Origin of the sequence: Aeromonas sp. 102P (assembly GCF_051920345.1) — a bacterium.
In the GTDB taxonomy this organism is placed as follows: Bacteria; Pseudomonadota; Gammaproteobacteria; order Enterobacterales; family Aeromonadaceae; genus Aeromonas; species Aeromonas veronii.
On sequence record NZ_JBQBCZ010000001.1, the window covers coordinates 2635251 to 2659832 of the forward strand.

18 protein-coding genes and 1 pseudogene are annotated in these 24582 nt (G+C 58.3%); 14 read left to right on the forward strand and 5 right to left on the reverse strand.

Features of this window, described 5'->3' with window-relative positions:
- The first annotated feature begins 21 nt into the window (after nucleotides 1-21).
- From ACTG1K_RS12410 to ACTG1K_RS12430, 5 genes and pseudogenes are all read left to right on the forward strand, one after another.
- Nucleotides 22-1014, forward strand: coding sequence for a TDT family transporter (locus ACTG1K_RS12410; RefSeq protein ID WP_236287922.1), 993 nt, complete (start codon nucleotides 22-24; stop codon nucleotides 1012-1014).
- A gap of 255 nt (nucleotides 1015-1269) precedes the next feature.
- The gene (gene lpxM, locus ACTG1K_RS12415; RefSeq protein WP_440005528.1) at nucleotides 1270-2259 is read left to right on the forward strand and encodes a lauroyl-Kdo(2)-lipid IV(A) myristoyltransferase; all 990 of its coding nucleotides are present in this window, start codon (nucleotides 1270-1272) and stop codon (nucleotides 2257-2259) included.
- A 150-nt stretch (nucleotides 2260-2409) separates the two neighbouring features.
- A complete protein-coding gene (locus ACTG1K_RS12420) occupies nucleotides 2410-3405 on the forward strand; it encodes an LpxL/LpxP family acyltransferase (RefSeq protein ID WP_425855341.1) in 996 nt (331 codons plus the stop codon).
- Nucleotides 3406-3600: 195 nt separating this feature from the next.
- Nucleotides 3601-4461 carry a PA4780 family RIO1-like protein kinase gene (locus ACTG1K_RS12425; RefSeq protein ID WP_019445814.1) on the forward strand — a complete coding sequence of 287 codons (861 nt, stop codon included), beginning with the start codon at nucleotides 3601-3603 and terminating at the stop codon, nucleotides 4459-4461.
- 70 nt (nucleotides 4462-4531) lie between these two features.
- Nucleotides 4532-5695, forward strand: a pseudogene (locus ACTG1K_RS12430) (IS3 family transposase).
- A gap of 16 nt (nucleotides 5696-5711) precedes the next feature.
- Here ACTG1K_RS12430 and ACTG1K_RS12435 read toward each other — a convergent pair.
- Nucleotides 5712-7328, reverse strand: coding sequence for a peptide ABC transporter substrate-binding protein (locus ACTG1K_RS12435; RefSeq protein WP_124929635.1), 1617 nt, complete (start codon nucleotides 7326-7328; stop codon nucleotides 5712-5714).
- A gap of 382 nt (nucleotides 7329-7710) precedes the next feature.
- Between ACTG1K_RS12435 and fbp the strand changes: the two genes are divergently transcribed.
- Entirely contained in the window at nucleotides 7711-8745 is a 1035-nt protein-coding gene (gene fbp / locus ACTG1K_RS12440) for a class 1 fructose-bisphosphatase (protein WP_202006001.1), read from the forward strand.
- A 246-nt stretch (nucleotides 8746-8991) separates the two neighbouring features.
- Here fbp and mfd read toward each other — a convergent pair whose 3' ends face one another.
- Together mfd and ACTG1K_RS12450 are read right to left on the reverse strand one after the other, a co-directional pair.
- Nucleotides 8992-12474, reverse strand: coding sequence for a transcription-repair coupling factor (mfd, locus tag ACTG1K_RS12445; RefSeq protein WP_440006822.1), 3483 nt, complete (start codon nucleotides 12472-12474; stop codon nucleotides 8992-8994).
- A gap of 56 nt (nucleotides 12475-12530) precedes the next feature.
- Nucleotides 12531-13106: a PilZ domain-containing protein gene (locus ACTG1K_RS12450; RefSeq protein WP_440005531.1), complete on the reverse strand. Its 576-nt coding sequence runs from the start codon at nucleotides 13104-13106 to the stop codon at nucleotides 12531-12533.
- A 76-nt stretch (nucleotides 13107-13182) separates the two neighbouring features.
- On the opposite strand from ACTG1K_RS12450, the gene ACTG1K_RS12455 reads away from it, so the two are divergent.
- From ACTG1K_RS12455 to lolE, 3 genes are all read left to right on the forward strand, one after another.
- Nucleotides 13183-14418: a lipoprotein-releasing ABC transporter permease subunit gene (locus tag ACTG1K_RS12455; protein WP_040068101.1), complete on the forward strand. Its 1236-nt coding sequence runs from the start codon at nucleotides 13183-13185 to the stop codon at nucleotides 14416-14418.
- A gap of 97 nt (nucleotides 14419-14515) precedes the next feature.
- Nucleotides 14516-15214, forward strand: a complete 699-nt coding sequence (lolD, locus tag ACTG1K_RS12460; protein WP_005336988.1) for a lipoprotein-releasing ABC transporter ATP-binding protein LolD — start codon at nucleotides 14516-14518, stop codon at nucleotides 15212-15214.
- Nucleotides 15214-16455 (forward strand): lipoprotein-releasing ABC transporter permease subunit LolE, encoded by a 1242-nt coding sequence (gene lolE, locus ACTG1K_RS12465; RefSeq protein ID WP_440005533.1) that lies wholly within the window; start codon nucleotides 15214-15216, stop codon nucleotides 16453-16455. The genes lolD and lolE overlap by 1 nt, the downstream gene beginning before the upstream one ends.
- A 100-nt stretch (nucleotides 16456-16555) precedes the next feature.
- On the opposite strand, the gene yfbR is transcribed toward lolE, so the two are convergent.
- Nucleotides 16556-17146 (reverse strand): 5'-deoxynucleotidase, encoded by a 591-nt coding sequence (gene yfbR / locus ACTG1K_RS12470; protein WP_376887764.1) that lies wholly within the window; start codon nucleotides 17144-17146, stop codon nucleotides 16556-16558.
- Nucleotides 17147-17238: 92 nt separating this feature from the next.
- Nucleotides 17239-17673, reverse strand: a complete 435-nt coding sequence (locus ACTG1K_RS12475) for a YccF domain-containing protein (protein ID WP_005336982.1) — start codon at nucleotides 17671-17673, stop codon at nucleotides 17239-17241.
- A 441-nt stretch (nucleotides 17674-18114) separates the two neighbouring features.
- On the opposite strand from ACTG1K_RS12475, the gene tig reads away from it, so the two are divergent.
- From tig to hupB, 5 genes are all read left to right on the forward strand, one after another.
- Nucleotides 18115-19425, forward strand: a complete 1311-nt coding sequence (tig, locus tag ACTG1K_RS12480; RefSeq protein ID WP_005336981.1) for a trigger factor — start codon at nucleotides 18115-18117, stop codon at nucleotides 19423-19425.
- 86 nt (nucleotides 19426-19511) lie between these two features.
- On the forward strand, nucleotides 19512-20135 hold the full coding sequence (clpP, locus tag ACTG1K_RS12485) for an ATP-dependent Clp endopeptidase proteolytic subunit ClpP (RefSeq protein WP_005336979.1): 624 nt from the start codon (nucleotides 19512-19514) through the stop codon (nucleotides 20133-20135).
- 70 nt (nucleotides 20136-20205) lie between these two features.
- Nucleotides 20206-21480 (forward strand): ATP-dependent protease ATP-binding subunit ClpX, encoded by a 1275-nt coding sequence (gene clpX / locus ACTG1K_RS12490; RefSeq protein ID WP_005336977.1) that lies wholly within the window; start codon nucleotides 20206-20208, stop codon nucleotides 21478-21480.
- 141 nt (nucleotides 21481-21621) lie between these two features.
- A complete protein-coding gene (gene lon / locus ACTG1K_RS12495) occupies nucleotides 21622-23976 on the forward strand; it encodes an endopeptidase La (protein ID WP_005336976.1) in 2355 nt (784 codons plus the stop codon).
- A 240-nt stretch (nucleotides 23977-24216) separates the two neighbouring features.
- On the forward strand, nucleotides 24217-24489 hold the full coding sequence (gene hupB / locus ACTG1K_RS12500) for a nucleoid-associated protein HU-beta (RefSeq protein ID WP_005315375.1): 273 nt from the start codon (nucleotides 24217-24219) through the stop codon (nucleotides 24487-24489).
- The last annotated feature ends 93 nt before the right edge of the window (nucleotides 24490-24582 follow it).

A 24582-nucleotide genomic window follows, 5' to 3' on the forward strand; every position in this document is an offset into this window, starting at 1 on the left:
CATCAATAGAAAGGTGTCATCATGATCGCAAGAACCCGTAAATCACTGGCTGCCGCCCCAACACCCATGGCGGGTCTGGCGCTGGGCATCGCCAGCCTTGGTTGGTGTTGGGAAAATGCCGGTCACTTCGATGGCCGGATGCAACTGCTGGGCGCTGCCATCGCGGCCGTGCTGCTGGTGATCCTGACCTTCAAGTTTCTGCTCCACCCCCGCCTGCTGTTGCAGGATCTCGCTCACCCCGTGGTGGGCAGTGTGGTTCCGACCTATGCCATGGGCACCATGGTGGTCTCCAAAGCGCTGGGTATGATTGCGCCGCAAGCGGGCGAGGTCCTCTGGCTGTTTGCCGTGGCGGTTCACCTGCTGTTCCTGGCCACCTTTATCTGGCATCGCGCCAAAGAGTTTGAAATCCACCACATGGTGCCGAGCTGGTTCGTGCCGCCGGTGGGGATCATCGTGGCTGACGTCGCCTTCCCGGGCGGTCAGTTTGCCCCGCTGGCCAACGGCCTGCTCTGGTTCGGGATCATCTGCTACGGCCTGATGTTGCCGCTGATGCTCTATCGCCTGATCTTCAGCCATGAAGTGCCGGATGCCGCCAAACCGACCATCGCCATTCTGGCGGCCCCTGCCAGCCTTTCTCTGGCCGGTTACCTGACCGTCAGCCAGGAGCCGTCACTGCTGCTGGTGGCCGTGCTGTTGGGGATCGCCATCCTGATGACCGGTATCATCTATCTGGCCTTCATCAAACTGCTGCGTCTGCCCTTCTCGCCGGGTTATGCCGCCTTTACCTTCCCGCTGGTGATAGGTGCTACCGCCCTGTTCAAAGTGGCCCATCTGGTTGAAGGGTTTGCGCAAGGCAGTCACTACGTCGAGCAGATCAGACTGCTAGCCCACTTCGAGCTGGGGGTGGCTACCGTGATCGTCGGGTATGTGGCACTGCGTTACCTGATGTTTTTTCTGCCGCAGCGTGATACAGAAATGAGCAACGGCATGGCTCGCCAAGGGGCTCACCGATAAACCTTGATGATGTGACATCGGGAAATGGATAAGCAGTGCGCTCCGAGAGCGACGGGATAAACGACCAGTCATACGATGGATGGACAAAGAGCCTCCACCCTGGTTGTGTAACGAGCAAAATGCCCCGCAGTGCGGGGCATTTTTTTATGGTTTTTTGATGTGGCGCCCGTGGCGGGCTATTTGCCATGGATTTAACTGGTATTACCTGTCAGGACGACTACAATGCAGCACCACTTTTTCGCTCGACCCCAATACATGTCGTCCCAAGATCCCGTATTTGACTCCTCTTTTGAAGCCCGTTTTCTGCATCCCCGCTACTGGTTCAGCTGGCTGGCGCTCGGTGTGCTGATGTTGCTCGCCTTTGTGCCGGTGCGATTGCGCGACCGTTTTGCCGAAGCCTTGGCTCCGCTGGTGTTTCGTATCTCGAAAAAACAGATCTATATCGCCAGAACCAATCTGGAGATCTGCTTCCCGGACAAGAGCCCGGAAGAGCGGGATGCCATTGCACTGACCTCGATCCGGGTCGGCCTCAAGAGTCTGTTGGGATTTGGCGAGTTCACCATGCGCAGCCAGCGTTATCTGATGAGCCGGATGCAGGTGATCGGTTGGGAGCATATCGAGGCGGAGCGGGCGGCCGGCCGTCCGGTGATCCTGGTGGTGCCCCATACCTGGCCGGTGGATGCCGCCGGTTACTGCTTCACCCAGCGCGGGGTGCCCATGTGCACCATGATGAAACGGGCGCGCAATCCGGTGTTTGATTGGCACCTCAACCGTGCACGAGCCAAGAACGGTTGCCGCGTCTATGAGCGCAGCGCCGGGATCAAGGCGGTGATCAGGACCATCAAGAGCGGTCGCAGCTTCTTCTATCTGCCGGATCAGGATCATGGCCGCGAGAAGAGCATCTTCGCCCCCTTCTTTGGCTATCCCAAAGCGACCCTGCCTGCCTTGCCCCGTCTGGTGCAGGTCAGTGGCGCCAAGGCGGTGCCGCTGCTCGCCTGCTATGACGAAGCGAACCACTGCTACCGGCTGGAGATTGAGGCACCGTTCGACAACTATCCCACCGAGGATGTGATAGCCGATACCTGTCGCATGAACGACATGGTGCAACAGCAGCTGATGCGCCATCCGGGTCAATACATGTGGTTCCTCAAGATCTTCGATACCCGTGAAGATCAGGAGGGGCTGGATGGCCTCTACGAAGAGGGGATACGCCGGATCCGCAAGGGATTGTCGCCCCACGGCTGACCCAGAATTTGGATTGATTGAAATGGCCCCAGGTGGGCCATTTTTTATGATAACTAGTCTGATCAGTGCCTTGCAGGCTGATGGCCAGCCTCCCCAGGGTAGAAATAAATGTCAGGATAACTACAATAACCGTTTGTTTTTGATGACTTGATGGCCGCCATGTCTGCGTTAGATCCGGTATTTGATACCTCATTTCATAGCCGCCTGCTGCATCCCAAATGGTGGGGCAGCTGGTGTGCGCTGGGCCTGCTCTCCCTGCTGGCATTTACTCCTGCGAGATTGAGGGATCGCTTTGCCGATCTGATCTCTCCAACCCTGCTGCGTTTTTCGAAAAAGCAGGCCTATATCGCCGATACCAACCTCAAGATCTGCTTTCCCGAGCAGGATGCCGCTGCACGGCAGGCGCTGCTGCTCAAATCGATCCGGGTCGGGCTCAAGACCTTTATGGGCTTTGGCGAGCTCAGCTGGCGCAGCAAGGCGCGGCTGACCCGTCGCATCAAGGTTACCGGCTGGGAGCATGTGCAAGCGGAGCAGGCTGCGGGCCGCCCGGTGATCCTGGTGGTGCCTCACACCTGGGCGGTCGACATGATTGGCCGCTACTTCTCCATGATGGGCATTGAGATGTGCACCATGATGAAGAGTCCGAAAGATCAGGTGTTTGACTGGTACATCAACCGCGAGCGGGCCAAAGGGGGCAAGGTCTATGAGCGCAGCGCCGGCATCAAGCCGGCGATCAAGTCGATCCGCGCTGGTGCCAGTTTTTTCTACCTGCCGGATCAGGATCACGGCCGCGAGGCGAGCGTGTTTGTCCCCTTCTTTGGTCGCCCCAAAGCAACCCTGCCTGCCTTGCCGAAGCTGGTGAAACTGACTGGCGCCAGAGCCGTGCCCATCTTCGCCAGCTATGACGAGGATGAGGGGCGCTATCTGCTGGAGATTGAGCCGCCGTTTGACCCTTATCCCACCGCCGATCTGCTGGCAGACGTCAATACCATGAACCGGGTGGTAGAGATGCAGGTGGCGCGCCATCCCGAGCAGTACATGTGGTTTCTCAAGATCTTCGAAACCCTGGAGCATCAGGAGGGGGATGACGGCCTCTATGAAGCGGGGATCCAGCGCATTCGTCAGGGCTTGCCGCCCGAACCTTGAAAATTGGCCCGCTTGCGGGCCATTTTTGTTGGCACAGGCGCCTTTCGTATTTGGTCTGCTGCTGGTGGTTTTTAAGGCGAACGGGTGGACAAAAACAGCGCAAACAGGGGATAACAGGGTGTCTTATGAAAGGGAGAGGCAGGCGAGCGTGCGCGGAGCTATCTTCGAGAGCGGAAATAGGGTAAAAGGGCGGCCATGAAAATTCCAAATCGAATCCAACCTCTGGTTGATGACGGCCTGGTCGATGAGGTCGTCAGCCGGTTGATGAGCGGCAAAGAGGCCGACGTCTATGTGGTGCGCTGCGGCGACGAGATCCGCTGCGCCAAAGTTTATAAAGAGGCGTCCAAGCGCAGCTTCAAGCAGGCCGTGGTCTATCAGGAGGGGCGCAAGGTTCGCAACAGCCGCAGCGCTCGCGCCATGGAAAAAGGCTCCAAGTACGGCCGCAAACAGCATGAAGAGGTGTGGCAGAACACCGAGGTCGACGCCCTGTTCAAGCTGGCGGCGGCCGGTGTGCGGGTGCCACAGCCCTATGTCTGCCTCGATGGCGTCCTCTTGATGGAACTTATCACCGATGAGGATGGCAATGTCGCGCCGCGCCTCAACGATGTGGCGCTTACCCCCGAGCAGGCGGTCATCGATCACCACAAGGTGATCCGCTATGTGGTGCGGATGCTTTGCGCCGGTCTTATCCACGGCGATCTCTCCGAGTTCAATGTGCTGGTGGATGAACAGGGCCCCGTCATTATCGACCTGCCCCAGGTGGTGGACGCCGCCGCCAACAACCAGGCCAAGGCGATGCTGGAGCGGGACGTCAACAATATGCGCAACTACTACGGCATGTATGCCCCCGAGCTGCTCAAGACCCGTTATGCCCAGGAGATGTGGGCGCTGTTTGAAGATGGCAAACTCACCCCCGATAGCGAGCTGACCGGTCACTTTGAAGAGAGCCGCGCCGCCATCGATCTCGATTCGGTGCTGCAGGAGATCGAGAGCGCCGAGGAGGAGGCCTATGCCCGTCAGGCCCGGATGAAGGCGGAGCAGGAAGACAGTTACTAAAGTGTAGTGGTCTAATCATCCCGGACACCATTTTAGGTGGTACAGTCGCCACCATGACCTGAGGTGTTCAATGACAAGATTACGTCGCTCATTTACTGCCGAAATTCAAACTCGAAGCCGCATCCCTGGTGCTCGACCAGGGATATTCTGTCCCTGAAGCCAGCCGTTCACTGGATGTCGATGAAACCGTACTCCGTCGCTGGGTTCAGCAACTGCAATCCGAACGAACTGGCACAACCCCAATCGGCAAAGCACTGACTCCGGAGCAGCAAAAAATCCAGGAGCTGGAAGCCCGTATCAATCGACTCGAACGTGAAAAGGACATTCTAAAAAAGGCTACTGCTCTCTTGATGGCGGACGAGTTCACACGTACGCGCTGATAGACCGATTAAGGGAGCAAGCCCCCATCACCCTGGTCTGCTGCGCTTTCGATGTTCCAACATCCTGTTTTTACGACTATCTGGCCCGCAGGCGGGCGATTAACCGTGAGCGCATGCAGCCGCGCTCTGAGTTGCGCCGTTTGTTCAAAGCGAGCCGGAACTCAGCGGGCAGCCGCGCCTTGATGTCGATGATGCGGGAGTTGGGATATCAGATTGGTCGATTCAAAGTACGTAACCTGATGAAGGAAGCCGGGCTGGTATCCAAGCAACCGGGCGCTCATCGCTATCAGGTCGCTCGGTCTGAACGACCGGACATTCCCAATCTGCTGGCCCGCGAATTTGATGTCCAGCAACCCAATCAGGTGTGGTGTGGCGATATTACCTACGTCTGGGCAGGTGGTCGCTGGCATTACCTGGCAGCGGTTCTTGACCTGCATACCCGGCGGGTCGTGGGGTGGGCGATGTCTGATAAACCTGATGCAGAATTGGCAATCAAAGCACTGGAGATGGCCTATCAGCAGAGGGGTTGCCCATCCGGTGTGCTATTTCACTCCGACCAGGGCAGCCAATATGGCAGTCGGGCATTTCGGCAACGACTGTGGCGCTATCGCATGACCCAGAGTATAAGTCGGCGTGGCAACTGCTGGGATAACGCCCCGATGGAACGGTTGTTCAGAAGCCTGAAGTCAGAGTGGCTCCCGGCTATGGGATATATGAGCTTGCGAGAGGCGAAGCGGGATATCAGTTACTACCTGATGGATTACTACAACTGGCGGCGTCCACATTGCCACAATGACGGGATGCCACCAGCAAAAGCCGAAGAACGGCCTAACCAAGAGTCCGGATTTAGTTGACCACTACACTAGCCGGTTACTGGGCAACCAGATAGAGCTCCTTGCTGTAGACCACATCCTGCGGGTTAAGGTGGGGGTAGCCTTTCACGAAAGGCTTGAGCAACCTGGATTTGACCGAGAAATAGATAGGGGCGATGGGGGCATCCGCATCAATGAGTGCCTCTGCCTGTTGATACAGGGCATTGCGTTCAGCGGGATCCAGCGAATCGTGGGCCTTGGCCAGCAGGGCGTCGTACTCCTTGTTGAACCACTTGCCGCTGTTGGCGCTGCTGCTGGAGGTCATGATGTCGAGGAAGGTGGAGGCATCGTTATAATCCCCGTTCCAGCCATAGCGGCTAACCCCGAAATCCCCCTCGTTGAGTGCCGAGACCATGGTCTTCCACTCCATGTTGTTGAGGGTGGCAGTGACCCCCAGGTTGTGTTTCCACATGGAGGAGACGGCCAGCGCGATCTTTTTGTGGCTCTCGTTGGTGTTGTAGAGAATGTCCACTGTGAGTGGCTTGTCCGGGCCATATCCCGCTTCGGCCAACAGGGCTTTGGCTTGCTTGATCCGCTCCTCTTTGCTCTGCAGCTGGCTGGCCGGTTTTTTCAATTCAAAACCGTCCACAATGGGGGGCGTGAAGCTATATGCGGCAATTTGTCCCTGTCCCAGGATCTTGTCGGTGATGGTCTCCCGGTCGATGGCGAGCGAGAGCGCCTTGCGTACTTTCGGGTCATCGAACGGTTTGCGCTGGGTATTGAAGACATAGTAATAGCTGGCCAGCGTGGGGACGCTGACCAGTTCTTCCGGGCTCTTGCTCTTGAGCTGTTTGTACTGCTCCAGCGGATAAGTGGTGTAGTGCAGTTCACCGGTGCGATAGCGGTTGTAGGCGGCGGTTTCGGAGACGATCTCCAGATAGATCACCTTGTTCAGGACGGTATGCTGGTTGTTCCAGTAGTGGGTATTGCGCTCGGCACTCAGCCGCTCGTTGGGGGTCCACTCCTTGAGTACAAAGGCACCGTTGGAGACGATATTGCCCGGTTTGACCCAATCCTTGCCGAATTTTTCAATGGTGGCCTTGGGGGCCGGGAACGTGGTGTAGTGGGCAAGCGTCTTCAGGAAGAAGGGGACCGGATTTTTCAGGGTGACCTGCAGGGTGTGGTCATCGAGCGCCTTGATCCCGAGCTCTGATGGGCTCTTCTTGCCCTGTGTCACCTCGCTTGCATTGACCACTCCGGTCAACTCGATAAACCAGGCGTAGTTGGAGGCCGTCTTGGGATCGGCCGCCCGTTGCCAGCCGTAGACATAATCGGCGGCGGTGACCGGTTCACCGTTTGACCACTTGGCCTCGGGCCTCAGTTTGAAGGTGTAGACGGTACCTGTCTTGTCTACCTCGTAGCTGACGGCGCCTGCTGGTTTGATCTTGCCGGTATTATCCAGCTCATAGAGCCCTTCAAACAGATCGTTGACGATGGCACTACCGGCGGTCTCTTCTACCAGCTGGGGGTCGATGGTGGTGGGTTCGGTGCCGATATTGGTCACGTAGATTTGTTGGGCATCCGGCAGCAGCTTGGTACCGGCAGGCACCTGGGCAGCCCAGGCGGGAAGGGCAAACAGTCCGGCTACCATGCCGGCAATGAGAGTCTTGTTCATTGATAATCCTTGAGTTTTATTTGCTTCCAAAGCGAAATCAGTGTGCTGGATTGGCGATCGGATCTCAAGAGGCAATGGCTGAGGGAACGGCAGGCCCATCAGACTCCATTTTTAATGGCTCAAGGCCAGTCAACTCATGGCTTGCAGCAGGTTATTGCCACGAATTAAGGGGCTGGAAGTTATCGATTGAAACCGAATAAAACGCGTCTTTTACCATAACGTTAGGCGAGATAGCCTATTTAATAGGCCGCTTAATTCGCTGCAAAAACAAAAAACAGACGTTACATTAGGTTACAAATCAAGGCCGCCGGTGATCGGCATTTTTTTTGCCGATGCCTGCAAACGTTTTCAATGCCAACGGATGCGATCTAAAGGAACAAAAATGCGAAACATGATCACCATGGGTGAGTTCATCGTCAAAAAGCAGGCGGATTATCCTACCGCGACCGGCGAGCTAACCTCGTTGCTCAGCTCGATCCGCCTTGCTGCCAAGGTGGTGAACCGGGAGATCAACAAGGCGGGACTGGCGGATATCATCGGTTCCATGGGCGCTGAAAACGTACAGGGCGAGGTGCAGCAGAAGCTGGATGTCTACGCCAACGAACGCTTCAAGGCGGCGCTCGAAGCGCGCGGCGAGGTGTGCGGCATGGCCTCGGAAGAGGAAGAGGACTTCGTCGCCTTTGACTCACCGCTCTCCAAAAACTCCAAGTATGTGGTGCTGATCGACCCGCTCGATGGCTCCTCCAATATCGACGTCAACGTCTCGGTCGGGACCATCTTCTCCATCTACCGCCGTTTGAGCCCGCAGGGTTCGCCGGTGACGCTGGAGGACTTCCTCCAACCGGGCAACCGTCAGGTCGCCGCCGGTTATGTGGTCTACGGCTCCTCCACCATGCTGGTCTACACCACAGGATTTGGCGTCAACGGCTTTACCTACGACCCCTCCATCGGCTGCTTCTGCCTCTCCCACGAGAACATCCGCATTCCGGAAGAGGGCAAGATCTACTCCATCAACGAAGGCAACTACATCAAGTTCCCGGACGGGGTGAAGAAGTACCTGAAATATTGTCAGGAGCGCGATGAGGCGACCCACAGACCCTACACCTCCCGCTATATCGGCTCCCTGGTTTCCGATTTCCATCGCAACCTGCTCAAGGGCGGCATCTACATCTATCCGTCCGGCACCAATTCGCCGAACGGCAAGCTGCGCCTGCTCTATGAGTGCAACCCGATGGCGTTTCTGGTGGAGCAGGCTGGTGGCAAGGCCTCTGACGGTTTTGGCCGCATCATGGATATCCAGCCCACCGCGCTGCACCAGCGTACCCCTTACTTTGTTGGCTCGACCAAGATGGTGGAGCGCGCCGAGGCCTTTATGCGTGAATTCTCCGCCCATGAGGATCCGACCAACCAGGGCTGATCGTCAGAGGTGTAGGTTGGTGCTGAGCGCAGCGAAGCCCAACATTTTCCGGCGCGATTCCCTCTCCCCCTGGGATAGGGCAGGGTGAGGGGAATGGTTTTCACTGCCCCCCTCATCCCCGACCCTTCTCCCACAAGGGGAGAAGGGAGACGCTAGTCACCAGCCAACATAAACAAAACGGGAGCCGATATGGCTCCCGTTTTAGTTGGCATTATCTCTCTGGCTCGCCGCCAGCGTTGCAGATATTCACAGGCTGTTGTTGGCCAGATCAGCCAGCAATCCATCCACCAGTTTCAGGCGCATGGCGCGATCCTGGGTCGGCACCTGGAAGCGCAGCCGGGTCGGCCCGTCCATCTTGTAGACCCTTGGCTGGCTGGAGAGCAGTTTGACCAGATAGGCCGGATTGACCTTGGTCTCCTGGGTGAAGTCGAGATAGCCACCGCGCTCGCTCATCTCCACCCGGCGAATGCCAAGGGCGGTGGCACGCTGGCGGAAAGCGGCCAGCTCCAGCAGAGTTTTGGTCGCCTCCGGCAAGAGACCAAAGCGGTCGATCAGCTCCACTTTCAGCTCGCGCAGCTCCTGCTCGTCCGCCGCACTGGCGATCCGCTTGTACATGGAGAGGCGCATATTGACGTCCGGAATATAGTCATCCGGCAACAGCGCAGGCAGGCGCAGCTCCACCTCGGTGTGCTGGCTCATCAGCTGCTCCAGCGACGGCTCCTTGCCATTTTTCAGCGCCTCGACCGCCTGCTCCAGCATCTCCATATAGAGGGTGAAGCCCACCGATTCAATCTGGCCGCTCTGATCATCGCCGAGCAGTTCGCCCGCGCCACGGATCTCCAGATCGTGGGTCGCCAGCGCAAAACCGGCACCGAGATCTTCGAGCGAGGCGATCGCCTCCAGCCGCTTCGCCGCATCCTTGGTCATCAGCTTGGGATGGGGGGTGAGCAGATAGGCATAGGCCTGATGGTGGGAGCGGCCAACCCGGCCCCGCAGCTGGTGCAGCTGGGCCAGACCCAGGTGATCCGCCCGATCCATGATGATGGTGTTGGCGCTTGGCACGTCGATGCCGGTCTCGATGATGGTAGTGCAGACCAGCAGGTTGAAGCGCTGGTGGTAGAAGTCGGACATGATCCGCTCAAGGTCGCGCTCGCGCATCTGGCCGTGGGCGATGCCAATGCGGGCCTCGGGTACCAGCTCCGCCAGGTCGGCGGCGCACTTCTCGATGCTCTCCACGTCGTTGTGCAGGTAGTAGACCTGGCCGCCACGCTTCAATTCCCGCAGCACCGCCTCGCGCACCACCGCCGGTTCGTGCTGGCGCACGAAGGTTTTTATGGCGAGTCGCTTGGCGGGTGGAGTCGCGATGATGGAGAGATCCCGCATGCCGGACATCGCCATATTGAGGGTGCGCGGAATAGGGGTGGCCGTGAGGGTGAGGATATCCACATCGGCCCGCAGCGCCTTGATCTTCTCCTTCTGGCGCACCCCGAATCTGTGCTCCTCATCGACGATGAGCAGTCCCAGATCCTTGAAAGTGAGCTCGGAGCCGAGCAGCTTGTGGGTGCCGATGATGATATCCACCTTGCCTTCGGCCAATTCCTTCATCACAGCGGTCTGCTCCTTGGCGGAGCGGAAGCGGCTCAGCACCTCGACCCGCACCGGCCAGTTGGCGAAGCGGTCGCGGAAGTTGTCGTAGTGCTGTTGCGCCAGTAGGGTGGTAGGCACCAGCACGGCAACCTGCTTGCCGCCATGGACGGCCACAAACGCCGCCCGCATCGCCACTTCGGTCTTGCCGAAACCCACGTCGCCGCACACCAGTCGGTCCATGCTCTTGGCTTGACACATGTCCCCCAGCACCGCATTGATGGCGTTGAGCTGATCGTCGGTCTCCTCGAACGGGAAGCTGGCGGCAAATTGGCGATAGGCCTCTTTGTCGTGCTTGAAGGCAAACCCGGCGCGAGCGGCGCGATGAGCGTAGACATCCAGCAACTCGGCTGCCACGTCGCGCACCTTCTCCGCCGCCTTGCGCCGCGCCTTGCTCCAGGCCTCGCCACCCAGCTTGTGGCTGGGCGGGTTATCAGAGCCGGTGTAGCGGCTGATAAGGTGCAAACTGGTGACCGGCACGAACAGCTTGTCGCCGCCGGCATATTCGAGGGTCAAAAACTCGGTGGGCAGACCACCGGCGTCGATGGTTTCGAGCCCCAGATAGCGGCCGACCCCATGATCCAGATGGACCACCGGCTGACCCTGGGTCAGCTCGCCCAGGTTTCTGATCACCGCATCGGAGCTTAAGTTTTTGCTCTTCTCCCGCGCCCGCTTGCTGCGCACTTTGCCGCCCAGCAGTTCGGTCTCGGTGATCAGCGCCAGTGGATCCTGACCGACCTCCTGCCACAGGAAGCCACGCTCAAGCGGTGCCACCAGCAGGCCGTGTCGATCCGGGCTCGCCATAAAGGCGTCGAGAGAGGGGAATTCCTTGGGTTGCAGCGAGATACGCGCCAGCAGATCGCCGAGCACCTCCCGTCGCCCTTCGGATTCCACCGCAAACAGGGTGCGCCCGGCAAAGCCTTGCAGGAACTGGTTAAGCGCCAGCAGAGGTTGCTCCTTGCTGTGATCGAGTTGCAGATCGGGCAGCGCGGAGATGGGCAGATCGTGCTGACCGGCATCACCGGCGGTGGCGGCCTCTTGCAGCCGCACCGCGCCATATTGGCCGAGGGAGGCAAAGAGCTGCTCCACCGGCAGATAGAGCTGGGCCGGTGGCAGCAGTGGGCGGGTGTTGTCCCAGCGTCTGTCTTCATAGCGCTGGCCGATGTCGTTCCAGAAGCGCTGGGCGGCGGGGTAGATATCCCCCACGGTGAGCAGCAGGGTCTCTTCCGGCAGATAGTCAAACAGGCTGGCGGTCTGGTTGAAGAAGAGCGGCAGATAATACTCGATGCCGGCGGGCCAGCGTCCCTTGCTCACCTCCTGATAGACGGAACCCTCGGCCCGCGACAGCTCGAACTGCTCGCGGAACTGGCCGCGAAACAGTTCGATGGCCGCCTCGTCGGTAGGGTATTCCCGGGCGGGCAGCAGGCTGACCGTCTTGACCGGTTCGCTGGAGCGCTGAGTCTCGGGATCGAATGGGCGGATGGAGTCCACTTCATCGTCGAAGAAGTCGATGCGATAGGGGCTGCTGCTGCCCATGGGGAAGAGATCGAGCAGGGAGCCGCGGGCGGCAAACTCGCCGTGCTCCAGCACCTGATCCACCGCCACGTAACCCGCCTCGGCCAGGCGGCCGCGCAACTGTTGCAGATTGAGGCGCTGGCCGGCCTTAACCATCAGGCTGTATTTGTCGAGATAGACCCGGGGGGCGCAGCGCAACATCAGGGTGGAGATGGGGACAATGAGTACCCCCTTGCTCATCTGCGGCAGCTTGTAGAGAGTCTCGAGCCGCTGGGAGATGATGTCCTGATGGGGGGAGAAGGTGTCGTAGGGCAGGGTCTCCCAATCGGGGAACAGCAATACGGGGGCGGACTGATCGGCTAGCTGCTTGTCTGCCAGCAGCTTGCCTGTCAGCAAATACTGTAGCTCCTGCTCCAGGCGCAGGGCGCTCGGGGTATCGGCGGTGATAAGCAGTACCGGCCCTTTGGCTTCATTGGTGAGACGAGCTGCAATCAGCGAGAGGCTGCTGCCGACCAGCTGGCCGAGCGTGATCTTTTGGCCCGCTTTGGCGGGCAAGGCGGGGAGTGTCATTGGCATGGTTCGATTCTTTTAACGTTGACGTTATCTATCGCTGACGTTCGCTCTGGTTAGCGCTGACGTTCTTGGGCGCGCAGCTTGAGCTGCTTCGATTGCACGTGGAGGCTGGCACGAACCAGCAGTTCACGGTCATCTTCGCGGATCCGCACATAGTCGAGCTGCACATGGGTGCCATGTTCACCGCCGTCAAGCTGTTTGACCTGGCCATAGCAGTAGATGGCGGCCGCCTCTTCCCGCAGGAAAATCTTGAGGCGCACGATCTGGTGCAGGTGCGGCGCATCCCAGTGACCATGATAGGGGTGCAGGTAGGTGAGTTGGCCAGCCCCGAAGCGCAGGGTGTGAAAGCGCTGCTCCGGATGGTCCTGCAGGGAGAGCACATAGCCCATGATCATATCGATCTTGCGGGACTGCTGATTGACGATCTCGATCAGATCGTGCATCGACTCGTTCTGGTTGCGCAGCAGGCGAGTGGTCACCAGATCGATGGAGGTAATGGCCGAAGAGATCCGAAAGGGCTCCGGCAGCTCAGCGTCCAGCTCCTCCAGCGAGGGGAGGTGGAAGTCGGCCGGCATGGGGATCACATTGACCGGCGTGGCATGAGTGACGCTGAAGAACTGTTCCTGCATGGAGGCTATCCCTTGTTGTCATGGACGGTTTCCCTTTATTATCCGGTATCTTATTTTGTTGGCAACGTACATATCCTTGAAGACCGGACTTTTTCAGCCCCTTTCGCTGGCCATCGGCCTGCGTTATGCAGGCTCGAAGCGCAGCAATCGCTTCGTCTCATTTATCTCCCTGTTCTCTACCTTTGGCATCGCCATCGGGGTCGCCGCCCTGATGGTGGTCATTTCGGTGATGAACGGTTTCGAAGGGCAGCTCAAAGGGCGCATCCTCGGGGTGATCCCCCATGTGGTGGTGACCAATCAGGCTGGCCGTATTGATGCAGACCCGCAAGGCTTGCCGGATCTGGCCAAATTACCCCATGTGGTCGCCTCGGCCCCCATGCTCGACAGCGAAGGGATGCTGCAAAGCCCCGGCCAGCTGACCGGGGTGAGTGTGCAGGGGATCGACCCTGCAAAGTGGCCCAAGGATGACATCCTCCACAGCCAGATGCTGGGGGGGCGCCTCGATACCCTGCAGGCCGGCCACTACCGCATCGTGCTGGGGCAGGGGGTGGCACGTCGCCTCAATGTCTCCATCGGCGATCAGGTTCGCCTGATCCTGACCGAGGGGACCCGCTTCACTCCCTTTGGTCGGGTACCGGCCCAGCGCCTCTTTACCGTCTCCGGTATCTTCGGGGTCGGCGCCGATGTGGATAACCAGATTGCGCTGATCGCACTGGGAGATGCCCAGCGCTTGCTGCGTCTGCCGACAGAAACCGTCGGTGGCATTCGCCTCTGGCTCGATGATCCCTTTGCGGCTGACGAAGTGATCAAGACACCGTTGCCGGATGGCTTGCTATGGCAGGATTGGCGCCGCGAGCGGGGCGAGCTGTTCCAGGCGGTCGCCATGGAAAAACGGATGATGGGGCTGATGCTGGTGCTGATCATCGCCGTCGCTACTTTCAACATCCTCTCCGCGCTGGTGATGGTGGTGACGGACAAGGAGGGTGAAGTGGCCATCCTGCGCACCATGGGCATGAGTGAATCGGGGATCGTCAAAATCTTCATGGTGCTTGGCGCCTCCAGCGGGGTGATTGGCGCCCTGTTTGGCGGACTGGCGGGCCTGGCGCTCTCCCTGGGTCTCAACCCTCTGCTCAATGCGGTGGGGCTCAACCTCTATATGGCGGCGGGCGGCAGTGGCCTGCCGGTGATCGTCGAGCCGGCTCAGGTCATCACCATTTTGCTGGGCGCCGTGCTGCTGAGCTTCAGTGCCACCCTTTACCCGGCGGCACGCGCCGCGCGGGTGAAACCGGCCGAGGCGCTGCGTTATGAGTAATGCCGTGAATAATACATCTTCTGTTGTTACCTCCGGTGCGAGTACCGGCGTTGTTACTGGTGCCTCTGTGGTCACTGGCGTAAGTGGAGCCCCTGTTATGAATGAAGCCGTATCCCGTGAACCTCTGCTGCGCTGCCAGGCGCTCAATCATGTCTATAAAGAGGGGGAGCTGGAGACTCAGGTGCTCAAGGGGATCGATCTCTGCGTCGCACCCGGTGAAATGCTGGCGGTGGTGGGGAGCTCCGGCTCCGGCAAGACCACTCTGCTGCACCTGATGGGGGCGCTGGACAACCCCTCCAGCGGCGCCGTGCTGTTCAAGGGGGAGGATATCCACCACTGGGACAGCCGTACCCAGGCCCGTTTTCGCAACCGCGAGCTGGGCTTTGTCTATCAGTTCCACCACCTGCTCTCCGAGTTCAGTGCGCTGGAAAATGCGGCCATGCCGCTGCTGATCGCTGGTGAGTCGGTGGCGGTTGCCACCGAAAAGGCAACCAAGATGCTGGGGCGGGTGGGGCTCTCCCATCGCTTGAATCACCGTCCCTCCGAGCTTTCTGGTGGCGAACGTCAGCGGGTGGCGATCGCCCGGGCGCTGGTCAACGAACCGAGCTTGGTGCTGGCGGATGAGCCCACCGGTAATCTGGATCACGCCAGTGCCACCGCGGTGTACGAACTGCTGTGTGAACTGAACCGTGAACTGGGCACTGCGTTTGTGGTGGTGACCCACGACTTGAGCCTGGCGGCCAAGCTCCATCGCCGGGTGACCCTGGTGAGCGGCGTGATGGCGGAGGTTGCCTGATGTTCAAACCGCTGCCCCTCTTTCTGGGCCTGCGTTACAGCCGCTCCCGCCGTCGCAACGGGTTTATCGCCTTTATCTCTGCCTCTTCCCTGATCGGTATTGCCCTCGGGGTGATGGCGCTGATCCTGGGCCTCTCCGCCATGAACGGTTTCGAGCGGGAGCTTAAAGATCGAGTGCTCTCCGTGGTGCCGCAAGGTGAGCTGGACGCCGTCGAGCGGCCGCTGCCGGACTGGCCACGTCTGCGTGACTACCTGCTGGCCCAGCCGGGCGTTGAGGCGGCCGCGCCGGTCATTCGCCTCAATGGCCTGCTGGAGCACGGCTCCGCCCTCAAGGGGGTGCAACTGCGCGCCGTGCTGCCCGATCTGGAAGCCAATCTGTCGGATGCGGGCAAATACATGACGGGCCGCGGCCTGCGTGAGTTGCAACCGGGTGAACGTGGGGTGATCCTCGGCAAGACCATCGCTGACAAGCTGGGGGTCAAGGTGGGGGACTCGGTCGCCCTGCTGCTGCCGCAAGGGGGTGATCAGGCGGGGATCAAGAATCCTCGGCGCGAAGCCCTGACCGTGGTGGGGCTGCTGGAGATCGGTGGTCAGCTCGACGGGTTGCTCGGCTTTATGCATCTGGCCGATGCGCAAGCGATCACCGGCATGGGCAGCGATGTGGAGGGCTTCAGCCTGCGGGTGAGCGATGTGCTTAAGGCGCAATCCATCACCGTAGCCGCCGCGCAGCTGTTCCCTCATCACGTCTATATCCGCAGCTGGATGAACAGCCAGGGCTACCTCTATCAGGACATCCAGATGGTGCGTACCGTCATGTATGTGGTGATGCTGATGGTGGTGGCTGTCGCCTGCTTCAACATCGTCTCCACCCTGGTGATGGCGGTGAACGAGAAGCGCAGCGAGATCGCCATCCTGAAAACCATGGGGGCGAGCCCCGGCCAGATCCGGCTCACCTTCGTCATTCAGGGGATGGTCAACGGCGTGGCAGGTGCCCTGCTCGGCGCCCTGCTGGGCGGGCTGCTCTCCAGCAAGCTGACCCAGATCCTGAGCGTTGTCGAAAAGCTCATCGGTCACCGCTTCCTCAATCCGGATATCTACTTTATCGACTTTTTGCCGACCGAGTTGCATATGCAGGATCTGCTTATCGTGACGGGCGCTGCTATCCTGATGAGTCTGGTGGCTACCCTCTATCCCGCCTGGCGAGCGAGCGGTCTGGTACCCTCCCGCGAGCTGGGTCACTGATGCGTTGCATCTAATGCGCAATAAAGAACGAAGGGCCCGCCGGTGTTAAACCGGCGGGCCCTTCTGTTTTTCTGTCTGTGTGTCGATGTGGTGAGCGGACTTAGTGGGCGTTCAACTCATCGAGCGGCAGGGAGAAGCTGGCCACGAAGGTGTCGATAAAGTAGCGCATCTCATCGCTCATCCGGGCTGCCAGCATGGCTTCAAGGCGCTTGCGAGCCGGTTCGAACTCCCGGTTGCCTGCGTTGATCTCCTCCAGACACTTGGTATAGGCGCAGAGGGTGTCGGCATCCTTGACCAGCCTGGCCAGCTCGTCATCCTGGGCTGCCGAATCGAGCAGGGGGCGAAAGTCCTCCACCAGTTCCGGCGGCAGCATGGCGAGCAGGCGCTGCTCGGCGGCCAGCTCGATTTTCTTGTACTCGCGGGCAATTTCGGGGTTGAAGTATTTGACCGGGGTGGGCAGATCGCCGGTCAGTACCTCGCTGCTGTCATGATAGAGCGCCATCACGGCGGCGCGATCGGCATTCACGCTACCGCCAAACAGCCGGTTTTTGATGATGCCGAGGGCATGGGCCACCATGGCGACCTGCAGGCTGTGCTCGGCAATATTTTCGGGCTGGATGTTGCGCATCAGGGGCCAGCGGTAGATCAGCTTCATGCGGGCGAGATTGGCGAAAAAGTGGCTGGGTAACATGACGGCCTCAACAAAAGACAATAAAAAAGGGCAGACCCTAGTCTGCCCTTTTTTTCGTTGCAGGGCAGCGTCTGCCCGCGCATTTCCCGCCGTTAGCGGATATAGCGGCCCGATTCCGCCTCCTGATTGGTCACAATCATCTGGCCAATGGGCGCCAGGCTGATCAGCGCCAGCTTGAGGTGCTGGATACCGAACGGGATACCGATAATGGTCACAAAGCAGGCCAGCGCGGAAGCGATGTGGCCGATGGCCAGCCAGACGCCGATCAGCACGAACCAGAGGATGTTGCCAATCAGCCCCAGAGTGCCGGTGCCGATATCGCTCTGGCCAGTCATGGTCTTGCGATTGACCGCCTGCTTGCCAAACGGGAAGAAGGTAAAGGTGCCGATCACGAAGCAGGCACGTCCCCAGGGGATGCCGACCAGCGAGATAAAGCAGACAAGACCGGCCAGCCACCAGGCCAGGCCCATAAAGACACCTCCCAGTACAAACCAGAGCAGATTGAACAAGAAGCGGAAAAAGGCCATGTGAGTGACTCCAGATCATCAATTTGGTTGTCACCATAACGAGGGAGGGGTAGGGACGCAATGGTTGATTGGTCCAATCGCCATTTGGCTGGTCAAATTGAGTCGCCGCGCGCAACGGTGGGCTGTTTTTTGGCGAAAGATGGGTAATAAAGCGGCGTTCGGATGAAAAAAGGTGAGCAAACGCAAAATTATTGCCATCGGATAGTTGAAGTCGGGCACCTCTCTCCCCATATAAAGGGCAGTTTTGCACGAATTGTGCTTGCACGCCGCTCAATGTGGGGGATGTGTGGCTCGACTCGACCAAAGTGCGCCGCTATAATGCCGCGTCATATTTTCTCATCACAAAGACATATCGTTGTCTTTATAAACAGGAAGACTCCGGGCTTTGCCCAGGGGTAATAAAGGGTCAGCACACAGTGCTGAGTTGAACGAGGTAGAAGAATGCAAGTTTCTGTAGAGACAACCCAGGGTCTGGAACGCCGTCTTACCATCACTGTACCGGCTGCTACCGTAGACGCCGCTGTGCGTAAAGAATTGAATGGCCTGGCCAAAACTCGTCGCATCGACGGTTTCCGTCCTGGCAAGGCTCCGGTTGCCATCATCAAGAAGATGTTCGGCGCCATGGCTCACGCCCGCGTTGCTGATGAAATGATGCAGAGCAACTTCATCAAAGCCATCATCGAAAACAAACTGAGCCCGGCCGGTGCCCCGACCATGGATCCGAAAGAGATCAAAGAAGGTCAGGATTTCGAATTCACCGCCACTTTCGAAGTGTATCCGGAGTTCGAAGTTGCAGGTCTCGAGACCATCAAGGTCGAGAAGCCGGTTGCGACCGTGAAGGATGAAGATCTGGCCAACATGATCGACACCCTGCGCAAGCAGCACGCTACCTGGGCTGATGCCGATGTTGCCGCTGCCAATGGCATGCGTGTGACCATGGACTTTGTCGGTTCCATTGACGGTGAAGAGTTCGACGGCGGCAAAGCTGAAGGCTTCAACCTGGTGCTGGGCGCTGGCCGCATGATCCCGGGTTTCGAAGACGCCATCATGGGCAAGAAAGCAGGCGACGAGTTCACCATCGAAGTGACCTTCCCGGCTGACTACCACGCTGAAAACCTGAAAGGCAAAGAAGCCAAGTTCGCTTCCAAGCTGATCAAGGTTGAAGAGCAGATCCTGCCTGAGCTGACCGAAGAGTTCGTGAAGCGTTTTGGTATCGAGAGCGGTTCTGTTGAAGAGCTGAAAGCCGAAGTGCGCAAGAACATGGAGCGCGAACTGGCTCAAGCCCTGAAAAACAGCGTGAAAGAGCAGGTTCTGAACGGTCTGGTTGAAGCCAACCAAATCGACCTGCCGAAAGCTGCCGTTGCTCAAGAGATCGACGCACTGCGTCAGCAGGCTCTGCAGCGTTTCGGTGGCTTCCAGGGCGGCAACGCTCCCGAGCTGCCGGCTGAACTGTTCCAGGCTCAAGCCGAGCGTCGTGTACGCGTAGGCCTGCTGCTGGGTGACGTGATCCGTACCAACGAAATCAAGGCTGACGATGCCCGTGTAAACAGCATCATCGAGTCCATGGCAACTGCCTACGAAGATCCGAAGGAAGTGATCGAGTACTATCAGAAGAACGAACAGATGCTGAACGGCGTTCGTAACCTGGCAGTAGAAGATCAAGCCATCGACCTGATCCTGTCCAAAGCGCAAGTGACCGAAAAAGAAGTTGCCTTTGACGAAGTGATCAACAAGTCTGGCGCCGCTGCCTAAGAACATTTGACTTAAGGTCAAGACTGTTAAGTATAATGGCTCGTGTGATCTCCACTCGGGCCATTTTATTTTAGGGACAATGCCTTATGTACAAGAACTATAACGATATGACCGATTCTCCCAGCAATGCGCTGGTCCCCATCGTGGTCGAACAGACTGCCAAGGGTGAACGTTCCTACGATATTTACTCCCGTCTGCTGAAAGAGCGGGTGATCTTCCTGACTGGTCAGGTTGAAGATCACATGGCCAATCTGGTGGTTGCCCAGCTGTTGTTCCTCGAGTCCGAGAATCCGGACAAGGACATCTATATCTACATCAACTCGCCGGGTGGTTCGGTGACTGCGGGCATGTCCATCTATGACACCATGCAGTTCATCAAGCCGGATGTCAGCACCGTCTGCATGGGGCAGGCCTGCTCCATGGGTGCCTTCCTGCTGGCTGGCGGTGCCAAGGGCAAGCGTTTCTGCCTGCCTAACGCCCGCGTGATGATCCACCAGCCGCTGGGTGGCTTCCAGGGTCAGGCATCTGATATCCAGATCCACGCCCAGGAGATCCTGAAGATCAAAAATACCCTGAACGAGCGCCTGGCGTTCCACACCGGTCAGGACATGGCTACCATCGAGCGTGACACCGATCGTGACAACTTCATGTCCGCCGAGCAGGCCGTGGCCTATGGTCTGGTAGACGGTGTCCTGAGCCAGCGTAGCTGAGCAGGGTGTCCCGGTCTGTTGTAAACTCAACAGGCCGATCCATCCTCTATTGATAAAACGAGGTTGCTGAATGACAGAAAAACGCAAGGGTGAGGGTGATAAGCTGCTCTACTGCTCTTTTTGCGGCAAAAGCCAGCATGAAGTGCGCAAGCTGATCGCTGGCCCTTCCGTCTACATATGTGATGAGTGTGTCGAGCTGTGCAACGACATCATCCGCGAAGAGATCCGCGAGATCTCTCCCAAGCGCGATGGTAACGAGCTGCCGACCCCTCATCAGATCCGCGCTCATCTCGATGACTATGTGATCGGGCAGGAGTATGCCAAGAAGGTGTTGGCCGTTGCCGTCTATAACCACTACAAGCGTCTGCGCAACAGCGGCGAAAACAGTGGTGTGGAGCTGGGCAAATCCAACATTCTGCTGATTGGCCCGACCGGTAGCGGTAAAACCCTGCTGGCCGAGACTCTGGCTCGTCTGCTGGATGTGCCGTTCACCATGGCCGATGCGACCACCCTGACCGAAGCCGGTTATGTGGGCGAGGACGTGGAGAACATCATCCAGAAGCTGCTGCAAAAGTGCGACTACGACGTAGAGAAGGCCCAGCGTGGCATCGTCTATATCGACGAGATCGACAAGATCTCCCGCAAGTCGGACAACCCCTCCATCACCCGCGATGTCTCCGGGGAAGGGGTGCAGCAGGCACTGCTCAAGCTAATCGAAGGGACCATCGCTTCCGTGCCGCCGCAAGGTGGTCGCAAGCATCCGCAGCAGGAGTTCTTGCAGGTTGATACCTCCAAGATCCTCTTCATCTGCGGCGGTGCCTTTGCCGGTCTGGACAAGGTGATCGAGCAGCGTTCCGTGAAGGGAACCGGTATCGGTTTTGGCGCCGAGGTGAAATCCAAGGATGCCAAGGCCACCCTGAGCGAGACCTTCGCCAAGGTAGAGCCGGAAGATCTGATCAAATATGGTCTGATCCCCGAGTTCATCGGTCGTCTGCCGGTGGTCGCGACCCTGACCGAGCTGGATGAGTCTGCGCTTATCCAGATCCTGAAAGAGCCGAAGAACGCGCTGACCAAACAGTACGCTGCGTTGTTCGATCTGGAAGGGGTTGAGCTGGAGTTCCGTGACGATGCGCTCAACGCTATTGCCCGCAAGGCGATGGAGCGTAAAACCGGTGCTCGTGGTCTGCGTTCTATTGTGGAAGCCGTACTGCTGGATACCATGTATGACCTGCCTTCTCTGGAAGGGGTCAGCAAGGTGGTGATCGACGAGACCGTGATCAAAGGGGACTCCGCGCCCTTGATGATCTACGAAAATCCCGAAACCCAGGCTGCTGCATCAGAGTAAATGTCTGATTTTTAATCAAATGGAAGGGGCTTTTTGCCCCTTTCATGCTTTTTACGGTTTCGGCGATTGAATCTCATCTCAGCGCCCCCATATACTCAGCCAAGCGCTTTGCCAACGGTATAACAAGCCGAGAGGACATATATGAACCTAGAGCGTTCAGAACGCATCGAGATTCCCGTCCTGCCTCTTCGTGACGTGGTGGTTTATCCCCACATGGTCATTCCACTCTTTGTGGGGCGGGAAAAATCCATTCGCTGTCTGGAAGCGGCCATGGAGCAGGACAAGAAAGTTCTGCTGGTGGCCCAGAAGGATGCGTCAACCGATGAGCCGACTGTGGAGGAGATCTTCACCGTCGGGACAGTGGCCAATATTCTGCAGATGCTCAAGCTGCCGGACGGCACCGTCAAGGTGCTGGTAGAGGGTGGGCAGCGTGCCCGCCTGGAGCGGATGATCGACGACAAAGATTTCTTTGTCTGCGAGGCCCAGTACATCCCCTCCCAAGCCATTGAGGAGAAGGATCAGGAAGTACTGGTTCGCTCCGCCATTGGCCAGTTTGAAGGCTATATCAAGCTCAACAAGAAGATCCCGCCCGAGGTACTGACCTCGATCTCGGCGATCGACGATGCTGCGCGTCTGGCTGACACCATGGCGGCCCACATGCCGCTCAAGCTGGAAGACAAGCAGAAGGTGCTGGAGATCGTCTCGGTCTCCGAGCGCATCGAATTCCTGATGGCGATGATGGAGTCGGAAATTGACCTGCTGCAGGTTGAGAAGCGCATCCGTACTCGCGTCAAGAAGCAGATGGAAAAGAGCCAGCGCGAGTATTACCTCAACGAGCAGATGAAGGCCATCCAGAAAGAGCTGGGTGAGCTGGAAGATAGCCCGGATGAGTTTGAAGCCCTCAATCGCAAGATTGAAGAGGCTGGCATGCCGGAAGATGCCCGTGAAAAGGCCCAGGCCGAGCTTGCCAAGCTGAAGATGATGTCTCCCATGTCCGCCGAGGCTACCGTGGTTCGCAGCTATGTGGACTGGATGGTACAGGTGCCGTGGAAGGCGCGCTCCAAGGTCAAGAAAGATCTTGGCAAGGCGCAAGAGGTGCTGGATGCCGATCACTATGGCCTCGAGAAGGTCAAGGATCGCATCCTCGAATATCTGGCGGTACAGGCACGGGTGAACAAGCTCAAGGGCCCCATCCTCTGTCTGGTTGGGCCTCCCGGTGTAGGCAAGACCTCGCTGGGCCAATCCATCGCCAAGGCGACAGGCCGCAAATATGTGCGGATGGCCCTCGGTGGGGTGCGTGACGAAGCGGAGATCCGCGGTCACCGCCGTACCTATATTGGTTCCATGCCCGGCAAACTCATCCAGAAGATGGCGAAAGTCGGCGTGAAGAACCCGCTGTTCCTGCTCGACGAGATCGACAAGATGAGCTCGGACATGCGCGGCGATCCCGCATCCGCCTTGCTGGAAGTGCTGGATCCGGAACAGAACAACAGCTTCAACGATCACTACCTGGAAGTGGATTATGACCTGTCGGACGTGATGTTCGTGGCTACCTCCAACTCCATGAACATCCCGGGCCCCTTGCTGGACCGGATGGAAGTGATCCGTCTCTCCGGTTACACCGAAGATGAGAAGCTCAACATTGCCAAGCAGCATCTGGTTGCCAAGCAGATCCAGCGCAACGGCCTGAAAGAGTCCGAGATCACCATCGAAGATTCTGCCCTGGTCGGAGTGATCCGCTACTACACCCGCGAGGCGGGGGTGCGGAGTCTGGAGCGCGAGATCTCCAAGATTTGTCGCAAGGCGGTCAAGCGCATCCTGCTGGACAAGAGCATCAAGCATGTTCAGGTCAATCAGGAGAACCTCAAGGAGTTCCTCGGGGTGCAGCGTTTCGATTACGGCAAGGCCACCGACCAGAATCAAGTGGGTCAGGTGTGTGGTCTGGCGTGGACCGAAGTGGGGGGCGATCTGCTCACCATCGAGACCACCAACATGCCGGGCAAGGGCAAGCTCACTTATACCGGTTCTCTCGGTGACGTGATGCAGGAGTCCATCCAGGCGGCCATGACGGTCGTACGGGCCCGTGCCGAGAAGCTGCGTATCAACGCCGACTTCTACGAGAAGCGCGATATCCACGTGCACGTACCGGAAGGGGCAACCCCGAAAGATGGTCCGAGCGCCGGTATCGCCATGTGTACCGCCCTGGTCTCCAGCTTGACCGGTAATCCGGTTCGTGCTGATGTGGCGATGACAGGGGAGATCACCTTGCGCGGCGAAGTGCTGCCCATCGGTGGTCTCAAGGAGAAGTTGCTGGCAGCCCACCGTGGCGGCATCAAGCGAGTGCTTATTCCGAAAGAGAACGAGCGTGACCTTGAGGAGATCCCGGCAAACGTCAAACAAGACCTTGAAATTTATCCGGTTCGCTGGATTGACGAGGTGCTGGAATTGGCGTTGCAGGACAATCCACAGGGGTTTGAGCGCGTTTCTGTCGTGTAAATGTTGATGCGCCGCAAATTTGGCGCATTCGGCGGGTGGTTAAGGCTTGCATGCACCCGATAACGGAAGTAGCCTTGACCACCGATCGGGTACTCGTGATGAGTCGCAATGCGTTGTGTGGCGCGGGTTTGCGCCAGATTGTCACTTGCAACTGTTCAGGAGGCTTGCTATAAAACCTCCACTTGTTGTGGCCAAGGAAATCAGCGCCGCAGCGGTGTTTGATAAAAGGGGAATATAAGAGTGAATAAATCTCAACTGATTGACAAGATTGCAGACGGTGCCGATATCTCCAAAGCTGCCGCTGGCCGTGCGTTGGATGCCTTCATTGATGCTGTTGGTGAAGCGCTGAAAGAGGGTGACCAGGTTGCTCTGGTTGGTTTCGGTACTTTCGCTGTGCGCGAGCGTGCTGCCCGTTCAGGCCGTAACCCGCAGACTGGCGCGACCATCGAAATCGCTGCTGGTAAAGTTCCTGCCTTCAAAGCCGGTAAGGCCCTGAAAGACGCTGTTAACTAAGTCGGTCGCTGATATCCGTCGGCTACCGTCCTTGGTCGCAGACCAGACAAGTTAGAGAGTCTTCTCTCATACTGATTGACCAAGGCGCATCGC

Coding starts and splice junctions, on each gene's coding strand:
- ACTG1K_RS12410 (WP_236287922.1), top strand. CDS start 22: ATGATCGCAAGAACCCGTAAATCACTGGCTGCCGCCCCAACACCCATG.
- lpxM (WP_440005528.1), top strand. CDS start 1,270: ATGTCGTCCCAAGATCCCGTATTTGACTCCTCTTTTGAAGCCCGTTTT.
- ACTG1K_RS12420 (WP_425855341.1), top strand. CDS start 2,410: ATGGCCGCCATGTCTGCGTTAGATCCGGTATTTGATACCTCATTTCAT.
- ACTG1K_RS12425 (WP_019445814.1), top strand. CDS start 3,601: ATGAAAATTCCAAATCGAATCCAACCTCTGGTTGATGACGGCCTGGTC.
- ACTG1K_RS12435 (WP_124929635.1), bottom strand. CDS start 7,328: ATGAACAAGACTCTCATTGCCGGCATGGTAGCCGGACTGTTTGCCCTT.
- fbp (WP_202006001.1), top strand. CDS start 7,711: ATGCGAAACATGATCACCATGGGTGAGTTCATCGTCAAAAAGCAGGCG.
- mfd (WP_440006822.1), bottom strand. CDS start 12,474: ATGACACTCCCCGCCTTGCCCGCCAAAGCGGGCCAAAAGATCACGCTC.
- ACTG1K_RS12450 (WP_440005531.1), bottom strand. CDS start 13,106: ATGCAGGAACAGTTCTTCAGCGTCACTCATGCCACGCCGGTCAATGTG.
- lolD (WP_005336988.1), top strand. CDS start 14,516: ATGAATGAAGCCGTATCCCGTGAACCTCTGCTGCGCTGCCAGGCGCTC.
- lolE (WP_440005533.1), top strand. CDS start 15,214: ATGTTCAAACCGCTGCCCCTCTTTCTGGGCCTGCGTTACAGCCGCTCC.
- yfbR (WP_376887764.1), bottom strand. CDS start 17,146: ATGTTACCCAGCCACTTTTTCGCCAATCTCGCCCGCATGAAGCTGATC.
- ACTG1K_RS12475 (WP_005336982.1), bottom strand. CDS start 17,673: ATGGCCTTTTTCCGCTTCTTGTTCAATCTGCTCTGGTTTGTACTGGGA.
- tig (WP_005336981.1), top strand. CDS start 18,115: ATGCAAGTTTCTGTAGAGACAACCCAGGGTCTGGAACGCCGTCTTACC.
- clpP (WP_005336979.1), top strand. CDS start 19,512: ATGTACAAGAACTATAACGATATGACCGATTCTCCCAGCAATGCGCTG.
- clpX (WP_005336977.1), top strand. CDS start 20,206: ATGACAGAAAAACGCAAGGGTGAGGGTGATAAGCTGCTCTACTGCTCT.
- lon (WP_005336976.1), top strand. CDS start 21,622: ATGAACCTAGAGCGTTCAGAACGCATCGAGATTCCCGTCCTGCCTCTT.